Annotated in this window: 23 protein-coding genes; 9 read left to right on the top strand and 14 right to left on the bottom strand. The window is 43.3% G+C overall.

The features are described from left to right. Positions 1–39 precede the first annotated feature (39 nt). The 4 genes from A9970_RS03805 to A9970_RS03790 form a co-directional block, all read right to left on the bottom strand. Complete coding sequence (locus tag A9970_RS03805) at positions 40–864, bottom strand: SDR family NAD(P)-dependent oxidoreductase (RefSeq protein WP_182981368.1); 825 nt, start codon at positions 862–864, stop codon at positions 40–42. A 169-nt stretch (positions 865–1,033) separates the two neighbouring features. Continuing rightward, complete coding sequence (locus A9970_RS03800) at positions 1,034–2,431, bottom strand: MFS transporter (RefSeq protein WP_182981367.1); 1,398 nt, start codon at positions 2,429–2,431, stop codon at positions 1,034–1,036. Between the two features lies 1 nt (position 2,432). Next, complete coding sequence (locus A9970_RS03795) at positions 2,433–2,996, bottom strand: TetR/AcrR family transcriptional regulator (protein ID WP_182981366.1); 564 nt, start codon at positions 2,994–2,996, stop codon at positions 2,433–2,435. Positions 2,997–3,684: 688 nt separating this feature from the next. Beyond that, positions 3,685–4,632, bottom strand: coding sequence for an NADP-dependent oxidoreductase (locus A9970_RS03790; RefSeq protein WP_182981365.1), 948 nt, complete (start codon positions 4,630–4,632; stop codon positions 3,685–3,687). Positions 4,633–4,720: 88 nt separating this feature from the next. Here A9970_RS03790 and A9970_RS03785 point away from each other — a divergent pair, with 88 nt between their 5' ends. Next, positions 4,721–5,563 carry an AraC family transcriptional regulator gene (locus A9970_RS03785; RefSeq protein ID WP_182981364.1) on the top strand — a complete coding sequence of 281 codons (843 nt, stop codon included), beginning with the start codon at positions 4,721–4,723 and terminating at the stop codon, positions 5,561–5,563. Positions 5,564–5,636: 73 nt separating this feature from the next. Here A9970_RS03785 and A9970_RS03780 read toward each other — a convergent pair whose 3' ends face one another. Beyond that, positions 5,637–8,027 (bottom strand): TonB-dependent receptor, encoded by a 2,391-nt coding sequence (locus A9970_RS03780; protein WP_182981363.1) that lies wholly within the window; start codon positions 8,025–8,027, stop codon positions 5,637–5,639. A 106-nt stretch (positions 8,028–8,133) separates the two neighbouring features. On the opposite strand from A9970_RS03780, the gene A9970_RS03775 reads away from it, so the two are divergent. The 3 genes from A9970_RS03775 (at position 8,134) to A9970_RS03765 (ending at position 10,641) form a co-directional block, all read left to right on the top strand. Beyond that, complete coding sequence (locus A9970_RS03775) at positions 8,134–9,228, top strand: hypothetical protein (RefSeq protein ID WP_182981362.1); 1,095 nt, start codon at positions 8,134–8,136, stop codon at positions 9,226–9,228. 396 nt (positions 9,229–9,624) lie between these two features. Continuing rightward, complete coding sequence (locus A9970_RS03770; protein ID WP_182981361.1) at positions 9,625–10,185, top strand: Crp/Fnr family transcriptional regulator; 561 nt, start codon at positions 9,625–9,627, stop codon at positions 10,183–10,185. A 66-nt stretch (positions 10,186–10,251) separates the two neighbouring features. Next, positions 10,252–10,641, top strand: coding sequence for a RidA family protein (locus A9970_RS03765; RefSeq protein WP_182981360.1), 390 nt, complete (start codon positions 10,252–10,254; stop codon positions 10,639–10,641). 402 nt (positions 10,642–11,043) lie between these two features. On the opposite strand, the gene A9970_RS03760 is transcribed toward A9970_RS03765, so the two are convergent. The 5 genes from A9970_RS03760 to A9970_RS03740 form a co-directional block, all read right to left on the bottom strand. After that, positions 11,044–11,259, bottom strand: coding sequence for a hypothetical protein (locus tag A9970_RS03760; RefSeq protein WP_182981359.1), 216 nt, complete (start codon positions 11,257–11,259; stop codon positions 11,044–11,046). Further along, positions 11,260–11,664 carry a DUF5675 family protein gene (locus A9970_RS03755; RefSeq protein ID WP_145328458.1) on the bottom strand — a complete coding sequence of 135 codons (405 nt, stop codon included), beginning with the start codon at positions 11,662–11,664 and terminating at the stop codon, positions 11,260–11,262. A 1-nt stretch (position 11,665) separates the two neighbouring features. Beyond that, positions 11,666–12,310 (bottom strand): DUF6266 family protein, encoded by a 645-nt coding sequence (locus A9970_RS03750; RefSeq protein WP_182981358.1) that lies wholly within the window; start codon positions 12,308–12,310, stop codon positions 11,666–11,668. A 490-nt stretch (positions 12,311–12,800) separates the two neighbouring features. Further along, positions 12,801–13,247 (bottom strand): AlpA family transcriptional regulator, encoded by a 447-nt coding sequence (locus A9970_RS03745; RefSeq protein WP_220801511.1) that lies wholly within the window; start codon positions 13,245–13,247, stop codon positions 12,801–12,803. Further along, on the bottom strand, positions 13,210–14,241 hold the full coding sequence (locus tag A9970_RS03740) for a hypothetical protein (protein ID WP_220801510.1): 1,032 nt from the start codon (positions 14,239–14,241) through the stop codon (positions 13,210–13,212). Before A9970_RS03740 ends, A9970_RS03745 begins: the two co-directional genes overlap by 38 nt. 351 nt (positions 14,242–14,592) lie before the next feature. On the opposite strand from A9970_RS03740, the gene A9970_RS03735 reads away from it, so the two are divergent. The 4 genes from A9970_RS03735 (at position 14,593) to A9970_RS03720 (ending at position 16,774) form a co-directional block, all read left to right on the top strand. Further along, positions 14,593–14,994: a hypothetical protein gene (locus tag A9970_RS03735; protein WP_182981355.1), complete on the top strand. Its 402-nt coding sequence runs from the start codon at positions 14,593–14,595 to the stop codon at positions 14,992–14,994. 51 nt (positions 14,995–15,045) lie between these two features. Beyond that, entirely contained in the window at positions 15,046–16,056 is a 1,011-nt protein-coding gene (locus tag A9970_RS03730; protein ID WP_182981354.1) for an AraC family transcriptional regulator, read from the top strand. Between the two features lie 326 nt (positions 16,057–16,382). Beyond that, positions 16,383–16,538, top strand: a complete 156-nt coding sequence (locus A9970_RS03725; protein ID WP_182981353.1) for a hypothetical protein — start codon at positions 16,383–16,385, stop codon at positions 16,536–16,538. An 11-nt stretch (positions 16,539–16,549) separates the two neighbouring features. After that, positions 16,550–16,774: a hypothetical protein gene (locus A9970_RS03720; protein ID WP_159727089.1), complete on the top strand. Its 225-nt coding sequence runs from the start codon at positions 16,550–16,552 to the stop codon at positions 16,772–16,774. A gap of 69 nt (positions 16,775–16,843) precedes the next feature. Here the strand turns inward: A9970_RS03720 and A9970_RS03715 are convergent, their stop codons facing one another. From A9970_RS03715 to A9970_RS03700, 4 genes are all read right to left on the bottom strand, one after another. Continuing rightward, positions 16,844–18,070, bottom strand: a complete 1,227-nt coding sequence (locus tag A9970_RS03715; RefSeq protein WP_182981352.1) for a hypothetical protein — start codon at positions 18,068–18,070, stop codon at positions 16,844–16,846. A gap of 54 nt (positions 18,071–18,124) precedes the next feature. Then, positions 18,125–19,474 carry a RagB/SusD family nutrient uptake outer membrane protein gene (locus tag A9970_RS03710; protein WP_182981351.1) on the bottom strand — a complete coding sequence of 450 codons (1,350 nt, stop codon included), beginning with the start codon at positions 19,472–19,474 and terminating at the stop codon, positions 18,125–18,127. A 69-nt stretch (positions 19,475–19,543) separates the two neighbouring features. Then, positions 19,544–22,996, bottom strand: coding sequence for a SusC/RagA family TonB-linked outer membrane protein (locus A9970_RS03705; RefSeq protein ID WP_182981350.1), 3,453 nt, complete (start codon positions 22,994–22,996; stop codon positions 19,544–19,546). Between the two features lie 17 nt (positions 22,997–23,013). Beyond that, positions 23,014–23,388: a hypothetical protein gene (locus A9970_RS03700; RefSeq protein WP_182981349.1), complete on the bottom strand. Its 375-nt coding sequence runs from the start codon at positions 23,386–23,388 to the stop codon at positions 23,014–23,016. Between the two features lie 981 nt (positions 23,389–24,369). Between A9970_RS03700 and A9970_RS03695 the strand changes: the two genes are divergently transcribed. Beyond that, positions 24,370–24,849: a hypothetical protein gene (locus tag A9970_RS03695; protein ID WP_182981348.1), complete on the top strand. Its 480-nt coding sequence runs from the start codon at positions 24,370–24,372 to the stop codon at positions 24,847–24,849. The last annotated feature ends 21 nt before the right edge of the window (positions 24,850–24,870 follow it).

The following is a 24,870-nucleotide window of genomic DNA, read 5'->3' as shown; positions in this document are numbered from 1 at the left end:
TATCAAAGTTAAAAAATATTCTACCGGATTGGAGGTTTTTTAATGTCCGTGCGCTGCTATGCTGACCTCTTTCCAGCCTTGAATATCTTCGAGCCTTTTCGTATACACATCGTTAATAACCTGATAGGCAATTTTACCGAACAGAATGCGCTTGGGCGGATTTTCACTATCGATGATGTTTAACACAGGTGCTACCGTAGCTTCGGGGTTGCCCCAGGTATCGGGGTTATCACCAGTTGCCGCAAAGGCTGCACGCACGGGCTCGTAATCTGTAATATCCGAAGAAGTCTGAACCGCAGATGCTCCAGCCCAGTCTGTTGCAAAACCGTTGGGCTCAATCAAGGTCGTTTTGATGCCCAGGTGCGCCGTTTCCGAACCGATTGTTTCGATGAGCCCTTCTACTGCAAATTTTGACGCATTATATAAACCCAGTAACGGAATCGTGGTCAGTCCAAGAAAACTGGAAACCTGAATAATATGGCCACTCTTCTGCGCCCTCATGATCGGCAATACGGCCTGAGCCACCCACAATGATCCGAAAAAATTCGTTTCCATCTGATCACGGGCCTGTTGCTCGGATGTTTCTTCTGTGGTACCAAATAAGCCAAATCCGGCATTGTTGATCAGCACATCGATGCGACCAAAATGGTCTTTTACCTTCTCAACAGCTGAAAAAACCTCTTCGCGGCTATTAACATCCAACTTTACTTCTAAAATATTGTCGCCATAAGTAGCTTTCAGCTCTGCCAGTGCAGCGATATTTCTTGCCGAGGCGGCAACTTTATCACCGCGTTTAAGTAAGGTCTCAGCCCATAATTTTCCAAATCCTTTGGAAGCTCCTGTTATAAAAACTATTTTGCTCATCTTTATTCTTTTTGTTTATCCAAAATTACCGCTATTGGTACGGGGAGACTAACTCATTTGAGCTGAAGAATAGCACAGATTTACGGAGCTGTCATTTTGTAGCATTTGTACGCCTTTAGTTTGGTTCTACGCCGCGCTCTGTTATACACTTGAGCGGAGTTTAGCCCTCCTAGCTGGCAGATGCCTGTACCGGTTTTTTACCTGATACCAATAGCAGGATCAGGCCGACCATACAGGTGCAGATCAACATCCCTATGGTTCCGTAATGATACGCCTGCTGCCAGCCATCTTTTGCGTAGTAAAAAAATACGCCACCAATAATACTCACGCCCAGTGCCGAAGCGGTCTGCTGGAAGGTCGAATAGATGCCGGCTGCAGCACCGGCATAGGCCACGGGAACATGCTGTAAAGCTATATTCAGCAGTGAAGGAAGCACAAGTCCGTTTCCGAAGCCCCAGATAGCCATCAGGCCTATCACCAACAGCGGATCGGAACCAGGTTTCCAGCATACCATCTGCAGGTAAAAAGCGGTCAGCAGCAGCACAACCCCCACAAGCAGCACCTTTTTTCCATACCTGATGATGAGACGCGATGCCAACACCGATGAAATAATAAAAAGAATACCTGGGATGATAAAATAGAGCCCGGCGTCAAGCGCAGAAACACCGAGTCCGTTCTGTAGATATACCGCGCTAAGCAGCAAATAAGCCGTGTGCAGCATAAAGTGAAAAAGCACTGCAGCAAGCCCCATATTAAACTCTTTTATCTGGAAAAGCCTGACATCTATTAGCGGAACCCTACCCTTTGCCAGCTTTTTCTTCTGGTCATAAGTAAACCACAGGAACAGAACTGCTGAAAGTAGCAGTAGGCCGAAACTCCAAAGCGGCCAGCCCGATTCGCGCCCCTGGATGAGCGGATAAATCAACGCAAACAGTGCCAGGGTCAGGATTAAGATGCCCGTATAGTCAAATTTTGTATGCGCATGTCTTGGCGTTTCCGTTACATATCGGTGTGTTGCCCATAAGGTGACAGCTCCTATGGGGAGATTGATAAAAAACACCAGCCGCCAGCCTTCGATCATCCCGTGCAGATCCGAAAGGTATCCACCAAGCACCTGCCCGATCACGGCTGCAGTGCCCAGGGTTATTCCATACAGGCCAAATGCCTTGGCACGCTCCCTGGGATCCGTAAATAAGATCTGTATAAATGCAATCGTCTGGGGCACCATAAAGGAGGCGCTCAGCCCCTGAAAAAACCGGGTAAGGTTCAGTTGCAGAGCCGACTGTGACATTCCACAGAGGCAGGAAGCTATCGTAAATGCCGCCATGCCCCAAAAGAATACTTTCTTCCTCCCAAAATGATCCCCGGCCCTACCTCCTGTGATGAGGAAGGCTGCATAGCCCAACAGGTAACCCGCTATAACCAGCTGCATCTCCCCGTCAGTAGCATGCGTTCCTTTTTTAATGGTCGGAATCGCAATATTGATGATAAAGACATCGATCACGGAGAGTAGCGGTGCAGCGAGTACGATCAACAGTTCCAGCCATTTATTTTGTATTGTCTTCATGTTAGATCAGTTTTTCTATGATCCGTTTTGCCCCCTGTATCTCAGCCGAAGTCTTAAAAACCGACGCCGAAACAATAGATCCTTCCAGCATATAGTAGATGGTATCGACGAGTTCATCATCTGAAAGCAACTGCCGATGGCCCGATTGCTCAACCAATGTTCTGATAAAGCTCTTGCTCCGCGCTTTCACCCGCTGGATTTCCGAAGTGAAGCGCGGATCGTCCGTATAGGCTTCATCATTGGCTTTGATAAATGGGCAGCCCCCAAATAGCCTGTCCGCCTGCCGTTTTGTATGGTGATCAAAAAGAGCAAGCAATTTCCCTTTAGGATCGCTAACCTCGCCAACAGCAGCTTCCAACCGCTGCAACCACAGCTGATGTAGACGCTCGATATACGCTACCAGCAGATCCGTCTTGGTCTGAAAATGTTTATAAAGTGAGCCCTTTGCAACGTCGGCTTCCTCAATGATCTGATTAATCCCTGTGTTGCTGTAGCCCTGTGCGTAAAATAACCGTTCTGCCGTGTCCAGAATCTTATCTATAACGACCTGCCCTCTTTGTTTCATGAAACAAAGATATAAATAAATAGACAGACTTGTCTATTTATTTATATCTTCTTAAAAAAATCACGGCATTACCTCTGCTGCATCTGAAACATCTTTCCACTCTTTCCACTGTTAAAGTTTTTAGACATAAACTTTTTCTGTTTTGCTATATTCCAATTTGCCCAAGAATACCGTTTCCAAGATACCCAGGCCAAAAGTGCTATACCTGTTACTGCCCGGAGGATAAGGACCTAGATTGACCTCTCCTTCGGACCAAGTTCGTACCTGCTTCGGACAAGCAACAGATATTGAACAAGTGCTGTACAGTTGTTGAACAGACCCTGAACAGGAAATATCTGGTCAGCAATGGTTTAATACTGGTTGCCAAAGTGTCCATTTCCGAAGGTGGTCCGAAGCAGGTACGAACACAACCCAAATACAAGCCGAAAACAGTATAGCGCTGCAACCATCATCAAACATACACACCGTACGCCACGTCTCATTGAATTCGCGCAAGGGACCTATAAAATCATGCTGAATGATCGATACTCCGCAATATTCCAAGATGCCTCTTTGTAACTGAACGAGTCCGCTTCCTCATTTCGATGTATTGATGATATCCTTAAACAAGACTATCTGTTGTTTGTAAAATTGACTGCACTATACGGACTATCCAAGATAGCCTGTCCGAGCTCTTTAGCTATGTTTTTTATAAAGTGACAACCACTTTCCCAATAGTTCGTCCGGTTTCTATTTGCAAATGTGCCTGCGCCATTTCATCAAAATCTAACACATGCGAAACGTGTGGTTTTATTATACCTCGTTCCAAAAAAGAAGCTATAATAGCCATATCTTTTTTACTGGAATATACCGCCATAAAATAGCAGGCATGAAGTTGCTTTTCTTTGGCTTTCTGTTCATCCTCGTCTGTGTATCCTGAATTTAAGGCGACAATGGTTCCGAATGGCTTTAATACTTTTACGGATTTTTGAAAGTTAGCTCCTCCGATCGATTCAACTACAAAATCAAGATCGTGTAATACTTCTTCAAATGGCGTCATTCTGTAATCAAAACATTCATCAGCTCCTAAGCCCAAAACAAAATCCCTGTTTGAGGCAGATGCAGTGCCAATCACATAGGCGCCCAAATATTTGGCAATCTGTACAGCAAAGTGACCAACGCCACCTGAAGCGGCGTGAATTAATACCCGATCTGCTGATCTCAGTTTTCCATAACTATCAAAAGCTTGCCATGCCGTTAAGGCAGCCATCGTACTAGCCGCTGCTTCAATATGCGTGATGTTTTTGGGTTTCAGCGCTAAATGATCAGCTGGAGCTGCCACGTATTCGGCGTAAGCTTTTCCATGCCCCACAAAATTGACCATACCAAATACTTCTTCCCCTATTATAAATTCGGTAACAGCTGTTCCTACCGCCACAACTTCTCCCGAAATATCCCAACCTAAAATTAAAGGATCAAAATGTGCTAAATCTTCTGCCAAAGGAGCTTGTCGATTTCTTACTTTATAATCGACTGGATTAATACTTATGGCTTTTACTTTAACCAAAACCTCATTAGCCCTAATTAAAGGCTTTTCAATCTCTTTATAAAGGAGATTACCTGTATCTCCAAATTCTTTTAAAACTATCGCTTTCATTTATACTTACGTTGAATTACACAAAATTAACCCTATATAACATCGATTAACAGGTACATATCAAGTACATTTGGGTATATTTGCATGTATGGCAAGAGAGAATATTTCTAAATCGCTGGAGGTATATTATGAAAAAGTAAATTGTTGTCCAATTCGGGATAGACAGTTTAATTTTTTTGAATTTGTATATGTACTATCTGGGAATGGCGTACATGGCATCAATGGGAATGAACTTCGTTTTGAGCCCGGTGATCTTTTTCTCATCACGCCAAAGGACTACCATTCATTTGATCTTGACAGTATTTGTGAATTTATGGTTATCCGTTTCGGAGAATACTATGTGCGCGAATATCAATGGAAAAGTATTGATCATATCGAATGTCTGTTATACAATGCGTCGGATCTATCTGGATCTGTGTTGATCAACCAAGAAGATAAGAAAATGGTTAGCTCATTGGTTCAACACTTACACCAAACGCTCATCCAGGAATCTGTTTATACGGAAGATCTAGTTCGGCATTTAGTCAATGCTTTAATTGTCATTGCTGCACGAAATATAGCCATTATCAAGCCCAAAAATATAAGTCCACATGCAGACAATCGTATCTTGCAGCTATTAGATTATATTCAAGAACATATTCGTTATCCAGCACGTTTGACAATTGCTGTCATAGCGGAAAGATTCGATCTTTCTCCAACTTATTTGGGCAGTTATTTTCGTAAACAGTGCAATGAATCCCTTCAGCAATATATCTCCTCGTATCGCATCAGGCTTATCGAACATCGCTTACGTTTTAGCGATAAAAGAGTGCACGAAATAGCGGATGAATTTGGTTTTGCAGACGAAAGTCATATCAATAAGTTTTTCAAGCGACACCAAGGAATGAGTTTAAAACAATACCGCGATTCAGCTACAAAAGTCACTGATTGATACTTGCCCCAATGGAACAGATCGTGCTCCCGAGGGAAGAGATGTAATACGCTTGACGATTAAACCAAATTCTTCAGAGCAATAACTTCAATCCAATGGAAATATTCCGTCCCGGAAGGGGGGCAAGATATTTGAGTATGGAATTTTGCGGACGTGCTTCTACATTCAATAGATTATTTCCTGAAATAAAATAGACAAACTCATATCTTTTTATATTTACCTTATAACCTAATTGTCCTGTTAACAAAGAATAAGCTGGCATCGGCGGCTCAATATTGATGTTTTTACCCAAATAACGTTGTTTCAGATACCGATCAAAATTGACGTTTCCAAAAAACTTTTTATATTGAAGTGCAACCGACATTCCATACCTACTGGTCGGTAGGTTGGGCATAAAGTCACCTTCTGCCCATTTGCGCATGTTGTCATCCGAAGTATTTATATTTTTGACAAGATCAGCGAAAACATTTAACGCTACATGACAATCTGCGGCCCATGCATAGGTATAGCCTCCCTCTAGCTCCCAGCCCTGAATTTCGGTATCTGAAGCACGCCATTCCTTGACCAAAAATCCTCCAGAACGAGAAATGCCTGTATGGGCCAAATACAGGTAATCTTTAAAAAAACTGCGGTAATGCGTCGCCGACCATTTGAATCCACCATATTTTACCCCCGCGGATAACTCATAAGAATTTGAGCTTTCCTTGTTCAGTTGATCATCTCCATTTTCTTCTACCAGGATTGCAAAATGATCATTTCCGGCATAAAGTTCATTGATCCCTGGTGCGCGTTCTGCGTGTGAAAATGTAGCTTGTACATAGGCAATATCAAAAATTGAATACTTGATATCTCCCGAAAAATGGTTTAAGCTAAAATCTCGGGCTGAAAGATCACCTCCGGCCATTCCCCTGCTGCGCTGATAAGTGGGATCGCTCAATGTACGCCGCGCAACCCAGTCATGCCGATAACCTAAATGAGCGGTAATTGGATTAAGTTCTATTGTCTGCAAGGTAAAGATCCCTCCTTCCCGGCTCAGATTATTGGGGATATAACGCCGATCGCCCTCGCCCTTTAAGGCCACAAATGAAAAATCAATCCCACTCGTCCCAGACCAAAAAGGATTAAATTGTTGCGTTATCTCCGATCGAAGCGCATGACGCTCACTATCGAACTTATTGACACGGTACCTGCCCAAGAGCTCCCGGTCGTCCGAAACCTCACCGCGGTAATTAAATTTAATCGCCGAGATCAACTGTGTTTTTGGCTTAAAAGCAGATTCTACCTGCCAGGCATATGAGTAGGTACGCGTATTGATCGGCTCATATATCGGGGTCCAAACTGTAGTGTGACTATGGACAGGCTTGTTGCGCTGCGCAAAACCGGGAATACCATAATAGCTTTCAAGCGCGTAAAGCCCCAGACCTAGTTGAAAGTTGTCTCTGATATAGCTGGCACCTGCATTGACAGCATTTCTCTCGGCATGGCTATTGGGCATCACGCCACGCTTGACCGGTACATAATCGGTAATCCCATGAACGACTTCAGTGTAAAGTGGCGTGTTGGGATCCTGCCCAGCGACATATTTGTCATTTTGAGGGTTTAAGACCTTCGATCCATTGATAAATGAATAATCTTCAAAGGTATACAGATCGGCTTCCGATAAGCCCCACTTTGGATCGCCCATATGCTCGATCACGAACTGGCTCAAATAGGGATATAGCGTCAGATTTCGAATCGTCTCCCGATCGACATTTACCTGCGCCATTGCGGCGGTCAAATGATCGATCTTTGGATCATAAGCAATGGCTGCTTTTGTATTGCCCGGGATCTTGAGATTTCCGTGCCTGAGCCTCATTGCGCCTATATGTCCCACCCAGTACTTTCCAATGTTTGCATTGAAAGCCAGCGATTGGCTATTGCCATTATTCGTTCCTAACTCCGCATTGGCCTGACCTGCAATCTTCTTTGGCAGACGATTCATCGGAATGGTGTTGTCTTTAACATTCACCGCCCCACCAATGGCCTTTCCGCCGAATAGTACAGTCGCAGCACCCTTGTACAATTCTATTTCGCGTAGGTTGTCCATATCGAAATTGGGGTTTAGGTTTGGACTGATTCCCGATAAATCATTGATCGAAAGCCCATTGGATAGTACACTTACCCTGCTACCACTTAGACTCCGTATCATAGGCATACCAGAATTGGGGCCAAAAGAAGCATTTTGTATCCCAGCGATATGGCTCAATGTTTCGCCAAGCGTTTGTGCCTGTATACGATCCAGCTGCTTTCGATCCAGCCTCGTCTTTTGCCCATGGGCTGGTACAAAGCCAGTGGTCTCCGCGGTCGGAAGCGTATAGCTTCGCAATGTATCCACTGTTGGTTTACGCTGCGCATGTGCAGTTTTTGTGATCGCTAATAGCACGAGAGATGCTAAAAAAACTTGTTTCTGATACCGTATCATCATGTAGCTTATTCCTGTTTGAGCTGCAAAATTAAAAAAGATAATAGTAAATGCAATATAGTTGCATTAATAATTTGCAATTACTACCTTCGTCAAAAATTTACAGCAAATGAAATACATCAACACACCAATCGTCCTTGCGGCGGCACTGATTCTGATGCTCGGAGCTGCATCATCCTGTAAAAAGGAAACAGCGCCTACGCCCACTGAGATCTCGCTTTCGTTACCATCGCAGGTCAGCCTTCGCTACGGCGAAACACAGGAAATTAATCTGCCGAAAGACCTATCTGCAAAAGCAGGACTTACGTTCAGCTTTGACTTTTCCCAGATTGCAGATATCAATTTGGGCAACGGGATTAAACTCAGTGATAAATTGAACCAGGCCATCAAATTTGACAACGAAAAACAAAGCATACTGATTAACAGTTCCCTACTCTATCCAAACGGAGCTCAATCGAGCAGCGCACGGATTCCCGATGATTATAAAGTCACTGTCATAGCCAAAGAATCTCAGGACAAAGTAGTAGGGAAAGAAAGTTTTTCGATCAAGATAACCGCTGGATCTATTGCTATCAAAGGCCTAAAAAATGGTAACGAGTTACCCTATTCGTATGTACTGTATGGCGACCAATCTACTGATTTTGAAATAGATCCGCTCGGCCTGCCAACTGCTGGTGCTAGCTTTCAGTTGGTTAAAAAGGATGGACAAGAAAACATTGCTTCCATAACAGGTACGCATATCAAATTAGCAAAGGATGCTGGCGATCCGGAAAAAAAAGCTGAAAAGTCGTTCGAGTTGACTCCCGAGCTTAGAAAAGATGGTTTTCCTGTCGCCGCCACGACTTTCAGGGTCATTCTGATTCCACAAATTAAATTTTTGTTTGGACAATATTATCCCGATCTAAACTTGACCATAGACTTTAGTCTGATACATATCGGCCTCTCAAATGGTTATGTCTCTGCAGCGCCAACACTGTATCCTGAAAAATATAAATCTGCTTTTGAACTGGTTTCCATACAAAAAGATGGACTCGCATTTACAGATAGCGAAAAACTGTTTAGTGTAAATGCCCAAACAGGCGTCGTTTCCGTGAAAAAGAGCGACAGTTTGAAAGCTGGCAACTATAAGGTGACCATAAAGGCGGTGACAACGACGGGGCTAGAATTTACGGCGAGCCTCACTTTAGCCATGTCTGAAGGATAATCGTCATATCCTGGTTTCATCCCCAAGCCATACGAATGATAAAAGCGCACTACAGGAGTGCGCTTTTATCATTCATGCCATCACGTATCACTTTCGGCCCCTATTGTTCCATCATCAACCCTTTCTTACACCTGCATTTTTGATTAACATAACAAACATAAAATACTTTAAATCAATAATAAATATATAAACAACATTAAAACGATAGCTGAACGAAAGGCATCGGAAAACTGACCGATTACAGACCTGATTTGATTTCACCTGAAGTTTTTTTTGACCACAAAATTGCCTACATTTGACTGCTAACTGATAGCAAATACAGCAGCAATTAGCTCGGGATTTTATAGCATTCCATTAGCTGGATCGATAAAAAAACTCGGTTAAACTTCATTGATTATGGATCATAACATCAGCCTTGAAAATGATATTTTTAAGCATATTCCGCTGGAGCAGCACCTAGCGATTCAACAATACTTTAAATACAAAACCTACAAAAAAGCCGCTTTTATTATTAAACCGAATGATCTGGTAAAAGATCTGTATTGGATACAATCCGGATTGGTCAAACTCTCCTACGAAGATGAAAATTGCAGGGAGCATATCTTATCATTTGCCTTCGAAGATTGGTGGGAAACGGACTTTTCGGCATTTTATCATCAAACCCGGTCAAAGCTTTATTTACAATGCTTAGAGCCTACAGCCTTATATGCCTTATCTTATGCGGATTACCAGCGTATTGTGCAGCAGTATAGTCTGTCGAACTACTTTTTACAAAAATCAATCAATGGGCATATCGCCAATCAGCATAGAATACTGTCCTTGTTGACAGACAGCCCAAAATCCCGTTATGAACTTTTTATAAGCTCTTATCCTGCTTTGGTACAGCGCATGTCCAAAACGGTTCTTGCGCAGTATCTGGGCGTTTCAAGAGAAACGCTCAGCCGAATTTACAAATAGTGATTTCAGTCACAGGTTTATTTCTCGGTATCTCTCGAACTTTGTAGGCATTAAAAAACAGTGACTATGCAAAAGAGAACAATCAATCCCTGGAAGTGGCAAGAACAACGGAATTATGTACAAGCGGTAGAGGTAAAAGATGTAAGTGGAACCCTATATGTTTCAGGACAAACCGCAATTGACGAAAACGGCATCTCAAGTAATGCTGATATGCGTACGCAGCTATCGCTCGCCATCGCCAATGTGGAGCGTGTCATTTTAGAAGCAGGATATGAAATTCGCCATATCGTACGCTTGAACATCTACACGACATCTTCTACCGAATTATTTCAAAATTTTGATCTATTTCAAACATGGGCTCAAAAGAACCAGCTACAGCAAGCCTCCACTGTGATGGAAGTAAAACACCTTTTCGAAACACTTCTGGTTGAGCTAGAGGTTACTGCGGTCAAATAAAATCATTCACTCGACGCCTACAATTGGCTATTTGTTACGAGCAAATACCTGCTTTTGATCGTATTTTCATCGGGATTTCATCGGGTACTGACCGGATTTTCCCGATGAAATCCCGATGCCAAGCCGATGAGATCTACTGGAAACGCAGGAGCTGATCAGCAGAAGGACCGAAGAAGATCGGGATTTGACTAAAAAACGTCTCCCCGTTAAGGGAGACGTCTTCAATAAGCTGGCTAAGGTTTCCTATGGCCTGCCTTTTTATTCATACGCCCTAAGAGCCTGCTCGTCGCAAAGCTAACAACCGTGCCCAGCGCAGCCGTTAATACCGTCTGCAGCAAATCGCCCAGGGAGATACTGGCCCAGATGGAACAGATCGTGCCCCCGAGGGCAGAGATACGGATATCATTGATTTTCATCAGCATCACTCCTTTCCTTGGGCAACATGGGCAGCTCGGAATTATTTTCAGGTGGAGGCTTTTCCTCTTCCATAACTGTTTCCAAGATGCCCAGGCCTACAGCGATATATTTCAAGATGTTACCCGCCTTTCCGGGCCATTTAACGGGAGCCGCAAGAACCACCTGCAGCACCTTTCCTATTTTGTTTAAGATTTTTTTCATTTAGCGAATATTCAAATACACTTCTGCATCCTGATCCCAAAGACTGTACACCAGTGCCTTAAGTTTTGCCAAGGCCTTACCGCTGTAATCCCCTCTCCCTTCACCCGTTAGTACCGTTACCGGGGCAATGCATCCCTGCAGCTCTTTTAAAGCATTGTTGGCCGCATGGATCAGAATTGCTTCACGTCCCAGCACATTGGGGATACCGATCTGCTCACCATGCTTGGGGTAACGCCGTTTCTCCAGCTTGTACCGACCTACTGGAATACAGCTGATCCGCGGAATATTATTTCTGTCGGGTAGCTCGATGGTATGACAGATTTCTTCCCCCTGATACGTAATGGTACCGTTGGTTCCCTGTGCTCCATATTTACGTTGGAGCAGCAGGGTGTGTTGAATAGCCATATTAGCTAATGGATAGTTTGCCCAGATAGAAACTCGGAGAGGTCTTGACACCATCCTCATGACCGGTAAATACCCAGCCTTCCAGCGTGTCACCCGAGTAGCTGGCAGGTAGCTTGAAACTCAGGCTTGCTTCCTCGCGAGTCGCCGATTCCAGGATACTGAAGAAATTCTTGTTGCTGTTGTACATCAACAGAATAACCGAATCACCAGCGAAAGCGTTAAACTTGTTGAGCTCCGCCTCCCATGTCAACGTGATCTCCTGCGGAAAAGCTTCTGACCATTCGGCACCCATCAGATTGGCCAACGAGCCCTTGGATATAAGCACCTTCCCATAATCTATTTCCCATGCTGGGTAAGTGCCTTTGATGCCCCCATAGTTCATGAGATATTGCAGCGCCTTGTTGTATCCTGTTGCTTTGCCCTGCAATTTATCCGAATAGCCCAGGTTGAGTAAATCCTTGATGGGCGAAAGGAAAGCTACCGCCGTTGCGAATTTTGTACGCTGTGCGATCTGTCCTTCACTCGCTTTTTTGTTTGTAATCTTGGAGAGCGAGCGGACATAATCCACACCTCGCCAACTGCTTCCTATTACACTTCCCACTTTCCCAGAGTAGGCCCCGTGTATACCTTTTAAGAATCTTGCCATGTCTATACATGTTTGATTGATAAATAATTACGACTGTCATGAGCAGTCTTTATTTTGCTAGCGAGAGCTAAATTAAAGCGACTTTATTCAGTAGGCGAACAAATACAGGGAATGATATTATACGGCTGGCAGTGCTGTCATTACCTGTCAGCTTTAGCAAATAGGCGGATGCTCGGCTATCCTCTGAGTCGTTATGGGATTGCCTTCGGGAGGTATTCGGCACAGATTGCAGACAGCTTCGACACAGCCTCGGCTGCTGTTCGGGTATTGTTCGGGTACTGCTCGGCTGGGAGTCGAAGCCCAGTCGAAGAGTTGCCGAAGCTCTCCCGAAGGAGCGTCGAACATGTCCCCTAGCTGTGTCGGAGCAGAGCCGAAGGACAGCCACAAAGTTCCCGAACCACTGCCGAACTATACCGACGTGAAAGACCTTGTGTTTGCCGGCTCTCTGAAAATTAAAAAGGAGCCGAAAAGGCCCCTCTTTGACAACTCGCTATATCCGCCCCTTCCGCCTGCTTTCTTCCAGTTGCTGGTGTAAATCCGACAGGTAATAATAGTGCCGCTTGCCCAGCTTCCTCGGCCTGAGCTTTCCTTCACGGACCAGCCGGTAATACTTCGATTCTGAAATACCCAATTTATCGAGTACATGAGCGATATCGAGCATATGATCCAGTTCGTCGGCTGTATCCAATGTTTCAGCCGGAATCTTATTCATTTCTTCCGTTATATGCTTCAATATCGCTTGCAGTAAGGAGGTTATGACCTCCAAAAGGTCACATATGCGATTCATTAAATTTAACATAACCATGCAATTAGACATGCTGGTCGCCGAAACAAGCCGCTTTGCACAATGGGCATTGTGCAGAGGCTCCATCACCACAGCGTTAAACAATACATCCATTTTAAGCCAGATTAAATTCCTCTTCCAATTTGTTTTCATCTAGCGTATCTATTATTCCCCAAAAATTATTGATGTTGTTGCGTAGCTCACGCGAGGGCGTAACCAGAATTTTGAGTTTTTCCTCCGGCAACAATCTATGTAGTTTCTGTTTGATTTCAGCGTTAAGCTCCAACATGGTGGGCCGATTTACGGGCACGCGAAAAAAGAGCATATTAACATACACTTTTGCCCGTATTTTGACCAACCAGGGATTTTCCCGCAGCACTTTGGTCGTCACGTCTATCCGACAAAACTTGCCATCATGCAGATACACATCTGCCGTACGTTGTTCTTTACAGATGATTACCGCGTGCAGGCATTTTATCGTTTTACCTCCTATCGGTTCTTCACCCTCCCATTTGCGCAAGAGATATACCATCAGTGCCAGGCGATCCCGATTGCGTTGCCATAGGCTAAGCAGCACAGCCTGTGATTCCGCTTTTGTCAAAGACGAGAGATCCATCTTTGCTGTCTGGGCGTTATTCCAGGAGAGTTGCCGTGTGCTCTTTTCCAGCTGGTCAGTCGTATTTTCAAGGTCAGCTAGATTTTCACGCATTCCGGATCCGATCTCTAACAGAAGTGTTGATGCACGTCTATCGAGCCGAGTTTTAGACTCCGGTAGATGAACCGTCAGCAGGCCAAGAGATTGCCAATCCAGCAATCCCCATTTTGGAAACCGATGCACACACAGTATATATGCGGCCACTATCGGGAAGAAAAACCAAAAATCAGTCATCAGATACCATCTCGAAAGCAAGATTAATCCCGGCCTGTCAGGTAGCAATACCTCCAGCACAACTCCGTGAAGAGCCAGGATAACACAGGACGAGAAGACTATATAAATCATAAAATTCAGCTTGGTATTCCTACTGAAGCGCTGCCGGACCACCAAGGCCGTATGCATATAGCTGATCAGCATAGCGTAGATCAACAGCAGCAAAACCGTTCCGATCCATACCGCCATAAAGCGCTTGCTATGGATACGATCAGCCATCTTGCTACCTGCGGAGCCTAAATTTATGATCAAAGAAAAGATGAAGCAAAAAATAATATAAAGGGAATAAAAAAATATTCGCTCCCAGCGACCTGACACAATTTTTAATAAAGACGAAAACAACCTTTTACGTTGATTTAATTTATCCGATCGCATAACGCTTACAAATGGGTTAGGTAATTGGCTTCACAAAAAACACTTACCTCAAATTTACAAAATTTCTTTTAAATAACACTTATTTCCCTACGAAACATTCCGTCAAAATATACGGAATCCTGTCATTTCTGATCCAACCATTTGTTTTCCGTGGTTTTAGCCGATTTATTTGTGGTTTTACGTAATAGCAAAAATATGAAAAGAACATTTGACCAATCAGGTGTAAATGACCTGCAACACGTTGTATTGACCGCCACTTATGCTGATCGCCTTGCTATGATCAACTTTGTTACGAGTGACTTCGTCGGCTTTATGCTGGCCTATTTTGATCTCCGCCTCAGCCAGGTCCAATATCTGAATACGATGTCGCTCGCACTCAAAACAGAAATTAGCATCGGGATTGCCGATAGCTGGAACAACAATCTAGCGGTTGATTTCCAAAAAGAAAGCAGCTCAGTTGATGAGGACGAGGATACACCAAAGGACATCATCCTTTCACGATACAATTCATCCAGTGATTTACCTGTTGCGAACAGCTTGTTGCCGACAGGTTATTTTTCTATCCGCATTGTTTATCGGAATGCAGCACGTAGCTGATCCACGTTTCCCCGAAACAGACGTGGCATATTCCCCAAAATTAACAGCTATATGCGTACCGAATCATTCAGGTTGATAGAAGCAGAAATGGATTTTGTGAGCAAGAGTACGCTCACAAAATCCTTTCATCAGCGGCTACCCGATAGCCGAACCAGACTGCTTTGCAATCAACAAATTAGCATCTTTGAGGAGTATCTAGAGACAGGAAATCTGGAGAGCTATTGCTACCAACTGGAGGTGAGCAGTGCAACAACAATTCGCTTTGACATACGCAGCCCGCAGACACACCTGCTCTACCATCTCGCAGGGCGTGCTCCGATCCATTACAACCAGCCACAGGTCGATATCGAATTTATTTTCCGTCCCCAACATGGCGCATTTTTTTATGCTCCGGAGACAATAATTGCGCTAAAATTCGAACCTGGAAAGTATCATATTCAAGGATTTACACTCCCGCTAGATCTGCTGCACATCGGTGGTGTGCCTGGCTTTGAGTATCTAGCCAGCCTTATCGCTGCACACAAAGGCAAACTCGCACAGTACCGTGTCAGTCTTGACTTTGCGGCTATGGAGCAAACACGCCGGATATTCTCCGAACTTACGGAAGAGCTCAATAAAAAGCCCCTGATCCCTAAAAGCATTATCCTCCATACGATTCAGGATCTGCTTCTTTTGAGCAAAAATAAAATGCTCAAAGCACAGGGTCTCCTGAGTCATCAAGATCTTTTGGTCGAACAGGCGCGGGAACTGATCAGTAAGCGCATCGCTGAAACCGAGGAAATGACATGGATAAAAGATATCGCTGACAGTCTACATATACAAGAAGATCAGCTCAATAGATACCATATGCAACGCTATGGAGAAACCCTGTTGCAACACCGTAATCGAGAATTGCTAAAAAAGGCAAAACACTTACTTTGTCAGGATTTACGCGTACACCTTGTGTCAGACTTATGTGGCTTTGGCCAAATTTCAAGTTTCAGCCGGTTTTTCAAAAGTGAGAGCGGACTGTCTCCAAAAAAGTTCCAATATCAAATGCGCCCTCCAAAAGACAGCAGTTAGCAAGTAGATTCGCGGGTTTTGTCAAATCATCCAACGGACTGTGTCAAATTTTGCGCCCCTGCTGTATCTAACTTTGAATTATGAACCATACACCCCTAGGACTGGGTGAATTTATAAACTAGAAGGTATGATCAAGCAAGAGCATATACAGCGTACAGAACGAGTCAGGATGCATTCTCTAAACGAGAAACCATTCGCCACGGATTTGAGAACCCCGCATCGGCCATGGCCTTCACAGTTGGTGCAGCGAACGTATACTGGTCTGGCCAAGATAAAGCTTTTGCGTCAAGCAACCTGCTGCTGTGCCGGCCCAGTACGTGACCGGCATGGACGCCGGTTTACGACATTCCCGTGTGTCGGTACGAAATAGCAATTACTTAAAAGGACTGGCTCAGTACGGCGTTTCGGTCAGCCCGGCAGAATCTGTGAAACCGGATACATCTTGGGTGTATCTGATTAATGAACACGATTTGACTAATTAAAATTTTGCACTATGGCATGGTTTCAATTAAATGCAGGAGGTAATCCGACAAATCCGTCGCATTACAGTAGTGTGGCAACACCTTCCTGCAGTGGATCAACTAAGATTTGTGCTGTAAATGCTACTGACAACGGTAGTGGACAGCCAGACCTTACAGATTCATTAAAAAATGAAATGATTGTGGCGCTTCAAAATAATAGTACTTCCTCAAACGTAAGATTGAGAAGTACTCCATAAGGATGTAATGCACCATAGATTAAAGCGGGGGAGATAATCCCCCGCTTCTGTTAAAGGGTCTTAATGCCTTTATTTCTTTGACACCACCAGCACTTCCATCTCCCGCTCCCCTTCTACAAACTTCAACCCTTGCCCCTGCATCTGTTTATTGAGTTCTTCCAGATTAGTAAAATCGCCCAGCTTAATCCGTTCTTTTTTATTTACCTCATCATAGACTGGCGGAAATAAGCCACTATAGTCTACTAAAAATGTCAATACACCGGTCCCCTCCATGCCCTGTCGTCCATCATTCGGATCAACGGCAGCGCGAAGGCCTGTCTCATCCTCTTGGAGGAGCAGACAAGGAATTATCCGTTTTTCAAAGCGAACATCCAAACCCAAGAAAAGATTTAAATCATTGATTACGGCATGCGTCATTAATACACTATCCATCGGCATCGAACTTTTCCGCTCGTAGCAAATTCCATATTGCGTAAGCCATTTTTGAATCCCGCCTGTATTTTCGGGGTAATCCAAGACATCTTTATTTACGTTATCCCAGATGATACGATTGTTTCCCAAAAGGTACGTCGGCTTTTTGATCCGGCTCAACAGTGCCTTGTAGGTCCGTAAGATACCATTGTTGGAAAGTGTGATTTTCGTTGTACCCGCACTTGTCTTTGTTTCCTGAATCCCTTCCCATTGTGGCCAATCTTCGGAATAACCCTTGAGTACAACCGAAGCAATCCCATCGCTGGCATCGTTTTTCACATCAGAAAGCTGCATATAATCATCTTTCAGCGAAGCCTTCATATGATCTTTACCCAAAAGTTCGTTTACTCCATCTAACGTTATAAAATCACTAAAGGTGATAGCACGGATGATATCATTCTTTACGACAGCTACATGGGGAACTCCGGCATGCGGAAATAGCGCTTTGAGCTGTTTGTCATTTATAATTGTCGGTAGGATGGCGTCCTTTTCTTTTAGAAACTTGTTGTTCTGGTAAAATTTTTCGATGGTTGCCCTATCCTGCCAGGTCACCATATAAATTTGCACTTCAGCTCCAAGCTTTTTTTGTATGGCTTTTAGCTTCGGCATACTTTCGATACAGCTGACACAATAGGTATCAAAGAAATCATAGATTACAACCGCTGGGCTTTTACTCAGTTCCATCTTGCTGCCGACCAACTCAACTTTATTTAGCTTTGGCATTTTGTCATTTACCTTTAAGCCTCTACTCTGCCCAAATGCATTGTTTAAATGCAATAACACCATTATGGAAAACAAAACTACTTTCATTATATTTCTTTTCATTACTTCTTGATTTATATCATTTTAAAAACTCAACATTAACTATATAATACCCGTTTAATCACGGGCATTCTGCGTCATACCCGACTCTTGGATGGCTACTTGTGGAATCAATATTGCATACTTTTTACTACCAGGCTTCAGCGTATATGACTTTCCATCTAACATCCTTGTCAGTGTCTGCGCAGAGCTTGCCTCTTGATTGAGCCTTTTTAGATCTGCCCAGCGCAGACCTCTAAAAATTAGCTCTTTCCGCCGCTCTACAAGCACCTCTTTAAACAGCGCGGTGGCATTGGTACTTTCGGAAGGGTTTATACTGCCCTTCTTGTAGCGAACCGATCTGAATGTATTCAGGTCCTCGGTTGCCAGATCAAGCCGGCCGAGGCGTGCGGCTGCTTCTGTCCTTGTCAAATACATCTCGGCCGTTGTGAGGCCTACAAATATTCCAGATAGTGAATTATCGTACGAACCTTTGAACACCATACCATTGCCCGTCTGTCTGAAAAAAAGACTAAGTCGCAGATCATTTGTCGCATAGGTCTTAAAGAGCGCCGTATCCACAAGTGCATAGCTCTGTCCCAAGGCATAGCTGGAAGAACTCGTTGCCGGAAAAAGTACCTCAGCGTTGAATCTTGCAAACGGCAGGCTGGCAGTAGCATTGAGACTATTATAGTCCAGCAGTGTAGGCTGCAGGGCCAGCGCGGAATCTGCATATTGAAATGCGCGCTCATTATCTTGCATTTCCAAATAAAGTCTGGCCAAGCCAGCGTAGGCTGCTGCCCTGCCGGGCAAACCTTTATTTTCTGCCTGCAGAGGCAGATCACGTGCTGCAAGTGTATAATCTTTTATAACCTGCAGACAGGTTTCATAGAGCGAAGCCCTTACCGAGCGCTCATCCAGGTTCGGCGAAAGCTTTATCGGCAAGCCGAGGGCTTCGGGCGCAGTGTCCTTGTCGTAAGGCGGTGTAAACACCTGCATCAACTGCTGCATAGCAAATGCCCGAAAGAAATGCGCGCCCGCATTACATATCTTCCATCGATCACTTGAACGATCTGTGATTTCTGCCAATACCGATAAAACCTGATTCGCTTGGTAAATAGCTTTATAGGGGCCCTGCCACTGGTTAGTCGACACAATCGGTTCATCCGACCATATGTATACGTTACGTTCGTCAATATCAGAAATAGCCTTCCATGATGATGAAGTCAGGTAATAGTTGTCCGCAGCCACTTCACCATAACTTGGATACTTGGTATTCATGGTACTGTAATCATTGAGCAGCAGCTCACAGTCCTCCAATGTCTTGGGGATAACCATTTTGGCGTCGGGCTTTAAATCCAAATAGTTGTTACAGCTCGATAGCAGCAAAAATGAGGAAACCATCCATTTAAATAATCTCTTAAACATATTCCTTTAATTATATATACTACAATATGTTATGAACAAAAAAAATATTCGATACACGATTTTTTGTTTCTAAAACTTTAAGTTAACACCGAGTGAAACGGCCAAGGGGTCAGGGCTGCTCCTGCCAAATTCAGGATCTATTCCCAACTGATTAGCCCGCCATAGTGTAGCGATATTTGCCATATAGGCGTATACCGAAGCACTTTTATATTTAAGTCGCTGCAGCGATGGTAAATGATAGGTCAGCTGAATATCCCTCAATTTGATGATCCCTGCATTTTCTACGAGTGGCGAAGATGCTTCGTAAAAGTAATCTGCATAATAATTTGCAGGATACGTGAATACCGGTACATCAGTAAAAGCTTCATCTCCCGGTTTCTGCCATCTTTTTGCATAATCTGCATGACCTACCCGATCTGAGATCAGTCGGGTATTATTCACTGTACTCCGCATAAATACGTGCCCGAGCTGAAAAGCAATATTGAAAGAGCATTCCACCGAACCCCAGCTCAAATTATTACGCAAAGAGCCAAAGTAAACAGGCATGGATGTACCATGATTATCCAGGTCAAATACTGTCGTATTGTTAAAAATTTGGCTATAATCCTTCGAAATCTCACCATTTATATAGCCTCTGGCTTCCCCCGTTTCGGGGTCAAGACCGGCCCATTTGTAGGCATATACAGTATACAGGTCGGCCCCCTCGACTGGCGTCATCAAATTGCCAAATGCTCCACCGATATAATTTGAAGCGGTAGGATTAGCTATGTATGACTTGGCCACTTTCGTCCGGTTGTAGGCGAATACAAGATTAGAAGACCATTGCCAGTTGTTCTTTTTGATATTGACCGAATTTATGGATAGATCCAGTCCTTTGCCATGCAGATCGGCACTATTGACAACGAGGCTATTAAAACCGGAAGTTGGGTCTAAGCGGGAAGAGGCGATCAGATCTTTTGGCCTTTTATCATAATACTCCATTGCTCCGCTCAGACGATTATGGAAAAAAGCAAAGTCCAGCCCCAGGTTCAATGTGCCGACCCTTTCCCACCGTAGACTGGGATTAGGCGGGGATTGCATGGTAGCATAGGGTTGCCCAGTGATAAAGTGCGGTGTTGTCTGAATATTGATTATCGGATAAGCCGAGGTATTATTATTCACATTGCCATTATACCCATAGGTTGCTCGCAGTTTGAGGTAGTCAGTTGTTTTTAGACCTATAAATGATTCTTTTGACATCACCCATGCTAGGCCAACAGACCAAAAAGGCTGTCCTTTACTATTGGATTTCACCCCAAAGAGGTTTGAACCATCCTTCCTAAAACTCCCTGAGAGCACGTATTTATCCAAATACGTATAGGCGAGGTTGCTATAATAAGAGCGATACCTATTGGTCAATTTAGTAAGCACATTATAGTCCGGAATGGTCAACTCCCCTGCCATCCCATTCAGATAAGGATAATTGCGTGTATAATCCACGTTGACATAGGCATAAGTCTCCGGATTAAAACCATAATAGGCATTTGATGAAGCACGCTCAACATTTTGCCTAATTTCGACTCCGGCAATCATATTCAGCCGATGCCTATCTGCAAAGCTCCGATCAAATGAAAGCAATGCCCTACCCTGATGTGCCTGGCCCAGATGGTTGAATGGCTGATAGAAATCACCTATGGGCACCGCAAAGTTTACCTTTTCATTATCCCAAGAAGCATAATAATTGATCATCTCGCGCATGCTGATGCTGTTTTTACTTCTGTAGGTTTCTTCAAGACCATTATTATTCCGATAGCTGTAATAGAGCGAAGCCCGCAATCCAGTGATGATCTCATAATTTAGATTAAAGTCGAATACTACCTCTTTGTTCGTCCGCCGGTTATACGTTTCATTTAATTCTGCCAGCGGTCTATAATTCCAGTCCAGGAGCCGACCTCCGGCGACAGTATCCCGGAATATCGGATTCATACCTACGGTCTCAACTTGCAGGGGCTTACCGTTCTGATCTGCCAGTTGCATGTAGGGATAGTTGCCAAAGCCATTACCCAGGCTATTATATTCCAATGGCGCATCACTCTTTCTGTTTCTATTTTCAACGTACTGAATTGCCAATTGCATATCCATCTTTTTGAATGGACGATAAAGGTGACTGCTCCTGAGCGAAATGCGGTCATTGCCGTAAGTCACCACTCCACCTTTGTTTTTGTCGAAACCTATAGAAAATAAAGAGGCTACTTTAGCACTTCCCCCACTGAGTTGGACGTTGTATTGCTGCTTTACTGCATTTCGATATATGTATTTATCAAAATCATTCCGCATATCGCTGTTGCGCAGCCGATCGATCTGAGCAGTAGCTTCCTGTTCCGTAAGATTTCCTTGCTGCTGTTTTCGAAGGATCTGTACCACGGGGCTAAAATTATTCCAGATATCGTTAAACATCCAGTCATAGTAACCCTGATCGAAAAGAGTTTTTTCTACATCAATAAAATCCGAAGAATTCATCTGCGGTTGATAGTAGAGATCAGGTTTGGCAGCTATTGTCAGATTTGAATTCAAAGACAATTCAAAAGGACGTTCGAGCACACCTTTCTTAGAGGTGATTACGATAACGCCATTTCCAGACTGTGCTCCCCAGATTGAAGCGGCTGCAGCATCTTTGAGCACGGTGATGTTCTCAATATCATTGGGGTTGATATTATTAAAGTCACCCTGATAAGGCATCCCATCGAGCACGATCAAGGGCCAACGATTGGGGCCGATTGTGCTATTCCCACGGATGTAAATATTTGGATAATTGCCGCGCCCGGCTGCAAATGTCTTGACAGAGGTAATACTAGGTACAACATCCTCCAGCCTGCTTATAAAATCTGTGGAAACCTTGCGATTGAGTAGCTTGTTGTCCACAAACTCAAAACTCCCCGTTGCCCGTTCTTTGGGAATCTTTTGGTACCCTGTAGACATTACTTCCACCTCGTTCAATTGATTCTCTATCGGTATCAATTTTACTTGCAATGATACCCCAGCAACATAAGGCAGTTCTAATCGTCTGAATCCCATGTGGGAGAATGAAACTGTGCCTTTGGGATTGGAGACTTTTAATGAAAAGGAACCATCATTTTTGGACGAAGCCCTACCCTTTTCACCTTGCACATGAATGGACACCCCTTCGATGGGTTTGCCATCGATTGGTGATACGACAGTACCGCTGATAGATAACAACCCTTCCGCCCCGCTGTCCTTGCGGGGCGTCTGAGCTGATAAACTAAACATATGAAAACTGAACATCATAAGGAACAGGATTAGAATTGTCCTTATGCTAAACATTCCCTTTACGCCCTTTGGCATCGGCACAGGGGTACATGCCGACATCATCTGCCTCAAGCTATATACAATACAATCGAAGGGGTGCGTTTTACCCCATGTGTATCGCATTTTTTTTAAATTATTTTTTGCGGTATCCTTAATAGATGCCAGATATGCTACCTTATCCAATAAGGCAGCCATCAGATTTGATCTGTGTTTCATCTGCTTATCGTTAAGGTTTACTCAGCAATGCGTTCAAAAAGATCATGAATCCTTTTCGTGATCGAAAGCTCTTGTCTACTTACTTGTGTAGTCTCCGCATCTGAAATATCGATGTTATCGATTTCAACGGAATTGGTGTGCGCCATAAAATAGGCGACTAATAAACGAAAAAGATCAGCTGAAAAAACCTGCTTATGGCTGACTACATAGATTTCGTTCATATAGCTCGAATCCGTGTGATTTTTTAATAACAGATTGATTGTATTCTGAATTCCAATTAGGTCGTACTTTTCCCAGAACTCGGTAATCTTTTGGATTGGATCGTATCCTGTATCGTGGATTTCATAGAGTGCCAGCTCTAAAGCTAGCACATTTGAATATTTTTGGTTCATTTTATAGGTTCAATAAAGATGACTTCAGCCCTACTCCATATTTTGAAAAGAGCATAGCTTCCCCAATTGCAAATTTTTTGCATTAAAAAAGGGTCGTCAATAGCAGTATTATTTTACAAAAACTGCTTGTACAACAAGAAAAAATTAACAGATCCGCAAAGCGCCCTCAAATTGGTTACAAGTCATCATTAGGGGTCGTTATGGCGCTTCCTCTCGGAAAGAAATAAAAAACCCGACCTATTTAGTATAGAATAACAATACAAAATTATAGTATTTAATTTTGTTGTTTAAAAATAAAAGTGCTACATTTAAGGTGTTCGAAGTCTCGTAAGAGCAATTTTATTAATTACACAAAATTAAAGGGTGTAGTGTATCTGATACAGATCGGGAAAACCTAGTCTAAGGGCCTTTCTAGTGCTTACCTGTTCGGCAAAACTATTTTGCGAATGCCGCTAACCCCTATTTTGGTTTATACTGTTTTTAACCGATTATTCCGGAGCCCGAATAATCTTGCTTATTAGAATTGAATTGGGAGACCTAATGCTAACCTCACTGAGGTTAGCCTGGTGTTTTAAGAGGTTGTTGAATCGTTTTATCATAATCCATTTGGTTATTTATTAAAACGATTACACTCGGAGAAGTTCGGGAAGGTGAAATTGGATTAAAACCAATAGAGCGATACCCAAAGCTTCTGAACTGGCACCGTCAAGAGCCACCATAACCGAGATTATGGGTCCACAGAAGACTTGCATGAGCATCGCTCTATTGAACTAAATATATGCAAAGATAATAAAATCCAATAGAAAGCGAGCTCACGATCTACTCATGTGGAATTTGACGGTTTCGTTCATGAGTGACAATCGTAAGAGAAGCTCAATCGCCTCTCAATTATGTCGCTATAATAACTATTACAAATATAAGAAACATATACGAGAAATGGAAATATTAAAACCAATTATCGTATAAAAATATACAATAATCATGAACACACCATTAGGAGCGTATTTAGATGAGCTTAAAATAAATAAATCAAAATTATCAAACATCACTGGAATTACTACAGATAGGATCAATGCCTTATGTCATGAAGCTACGGCAATACCTTATACAGATGAAGTTTTTCCAATAATTTATGTTGCCAATTACCTTTCTGGCATACCCGAAGATAAATTTAATTCAACGATAGATCGAATATATCCAAGAAAAACAAAAAATCTTCTAATTAACAAACTAAAGGGCCTATCACCTGCTGCTCAGCTTTTTGGAAACTATACTTTCCAGAGAAAAGATGTTGAAATCGGGACCAATATACCCGCAGGGAAAATTTCTAAATATATGAATGACAGCAATAAGAAAGCCCCAATTGAAGAAGTTCTAAACTTTATTGATAGCCTAGGATTAGACCCCTTAGTAACTCTAAAGAAATATTATGGAGTAATTGACGCTAGATCAAAGACTTAAAGAATTTGAGGAAAAACTAAA

It is taken from the genome of Sphingobacterium sp. UME9, assembly GCF_014170215.1.
Lineage (GTDB): Bacteria > Bacteroidota > Bacteroidia > Sphingobacteriales > Sphingobacteriaceae > Sphingobacterium > Sphingobacterium paramultivorum.
This window is presented reverse-complemented; position numbering and strand designations above follow the sequence as displayed.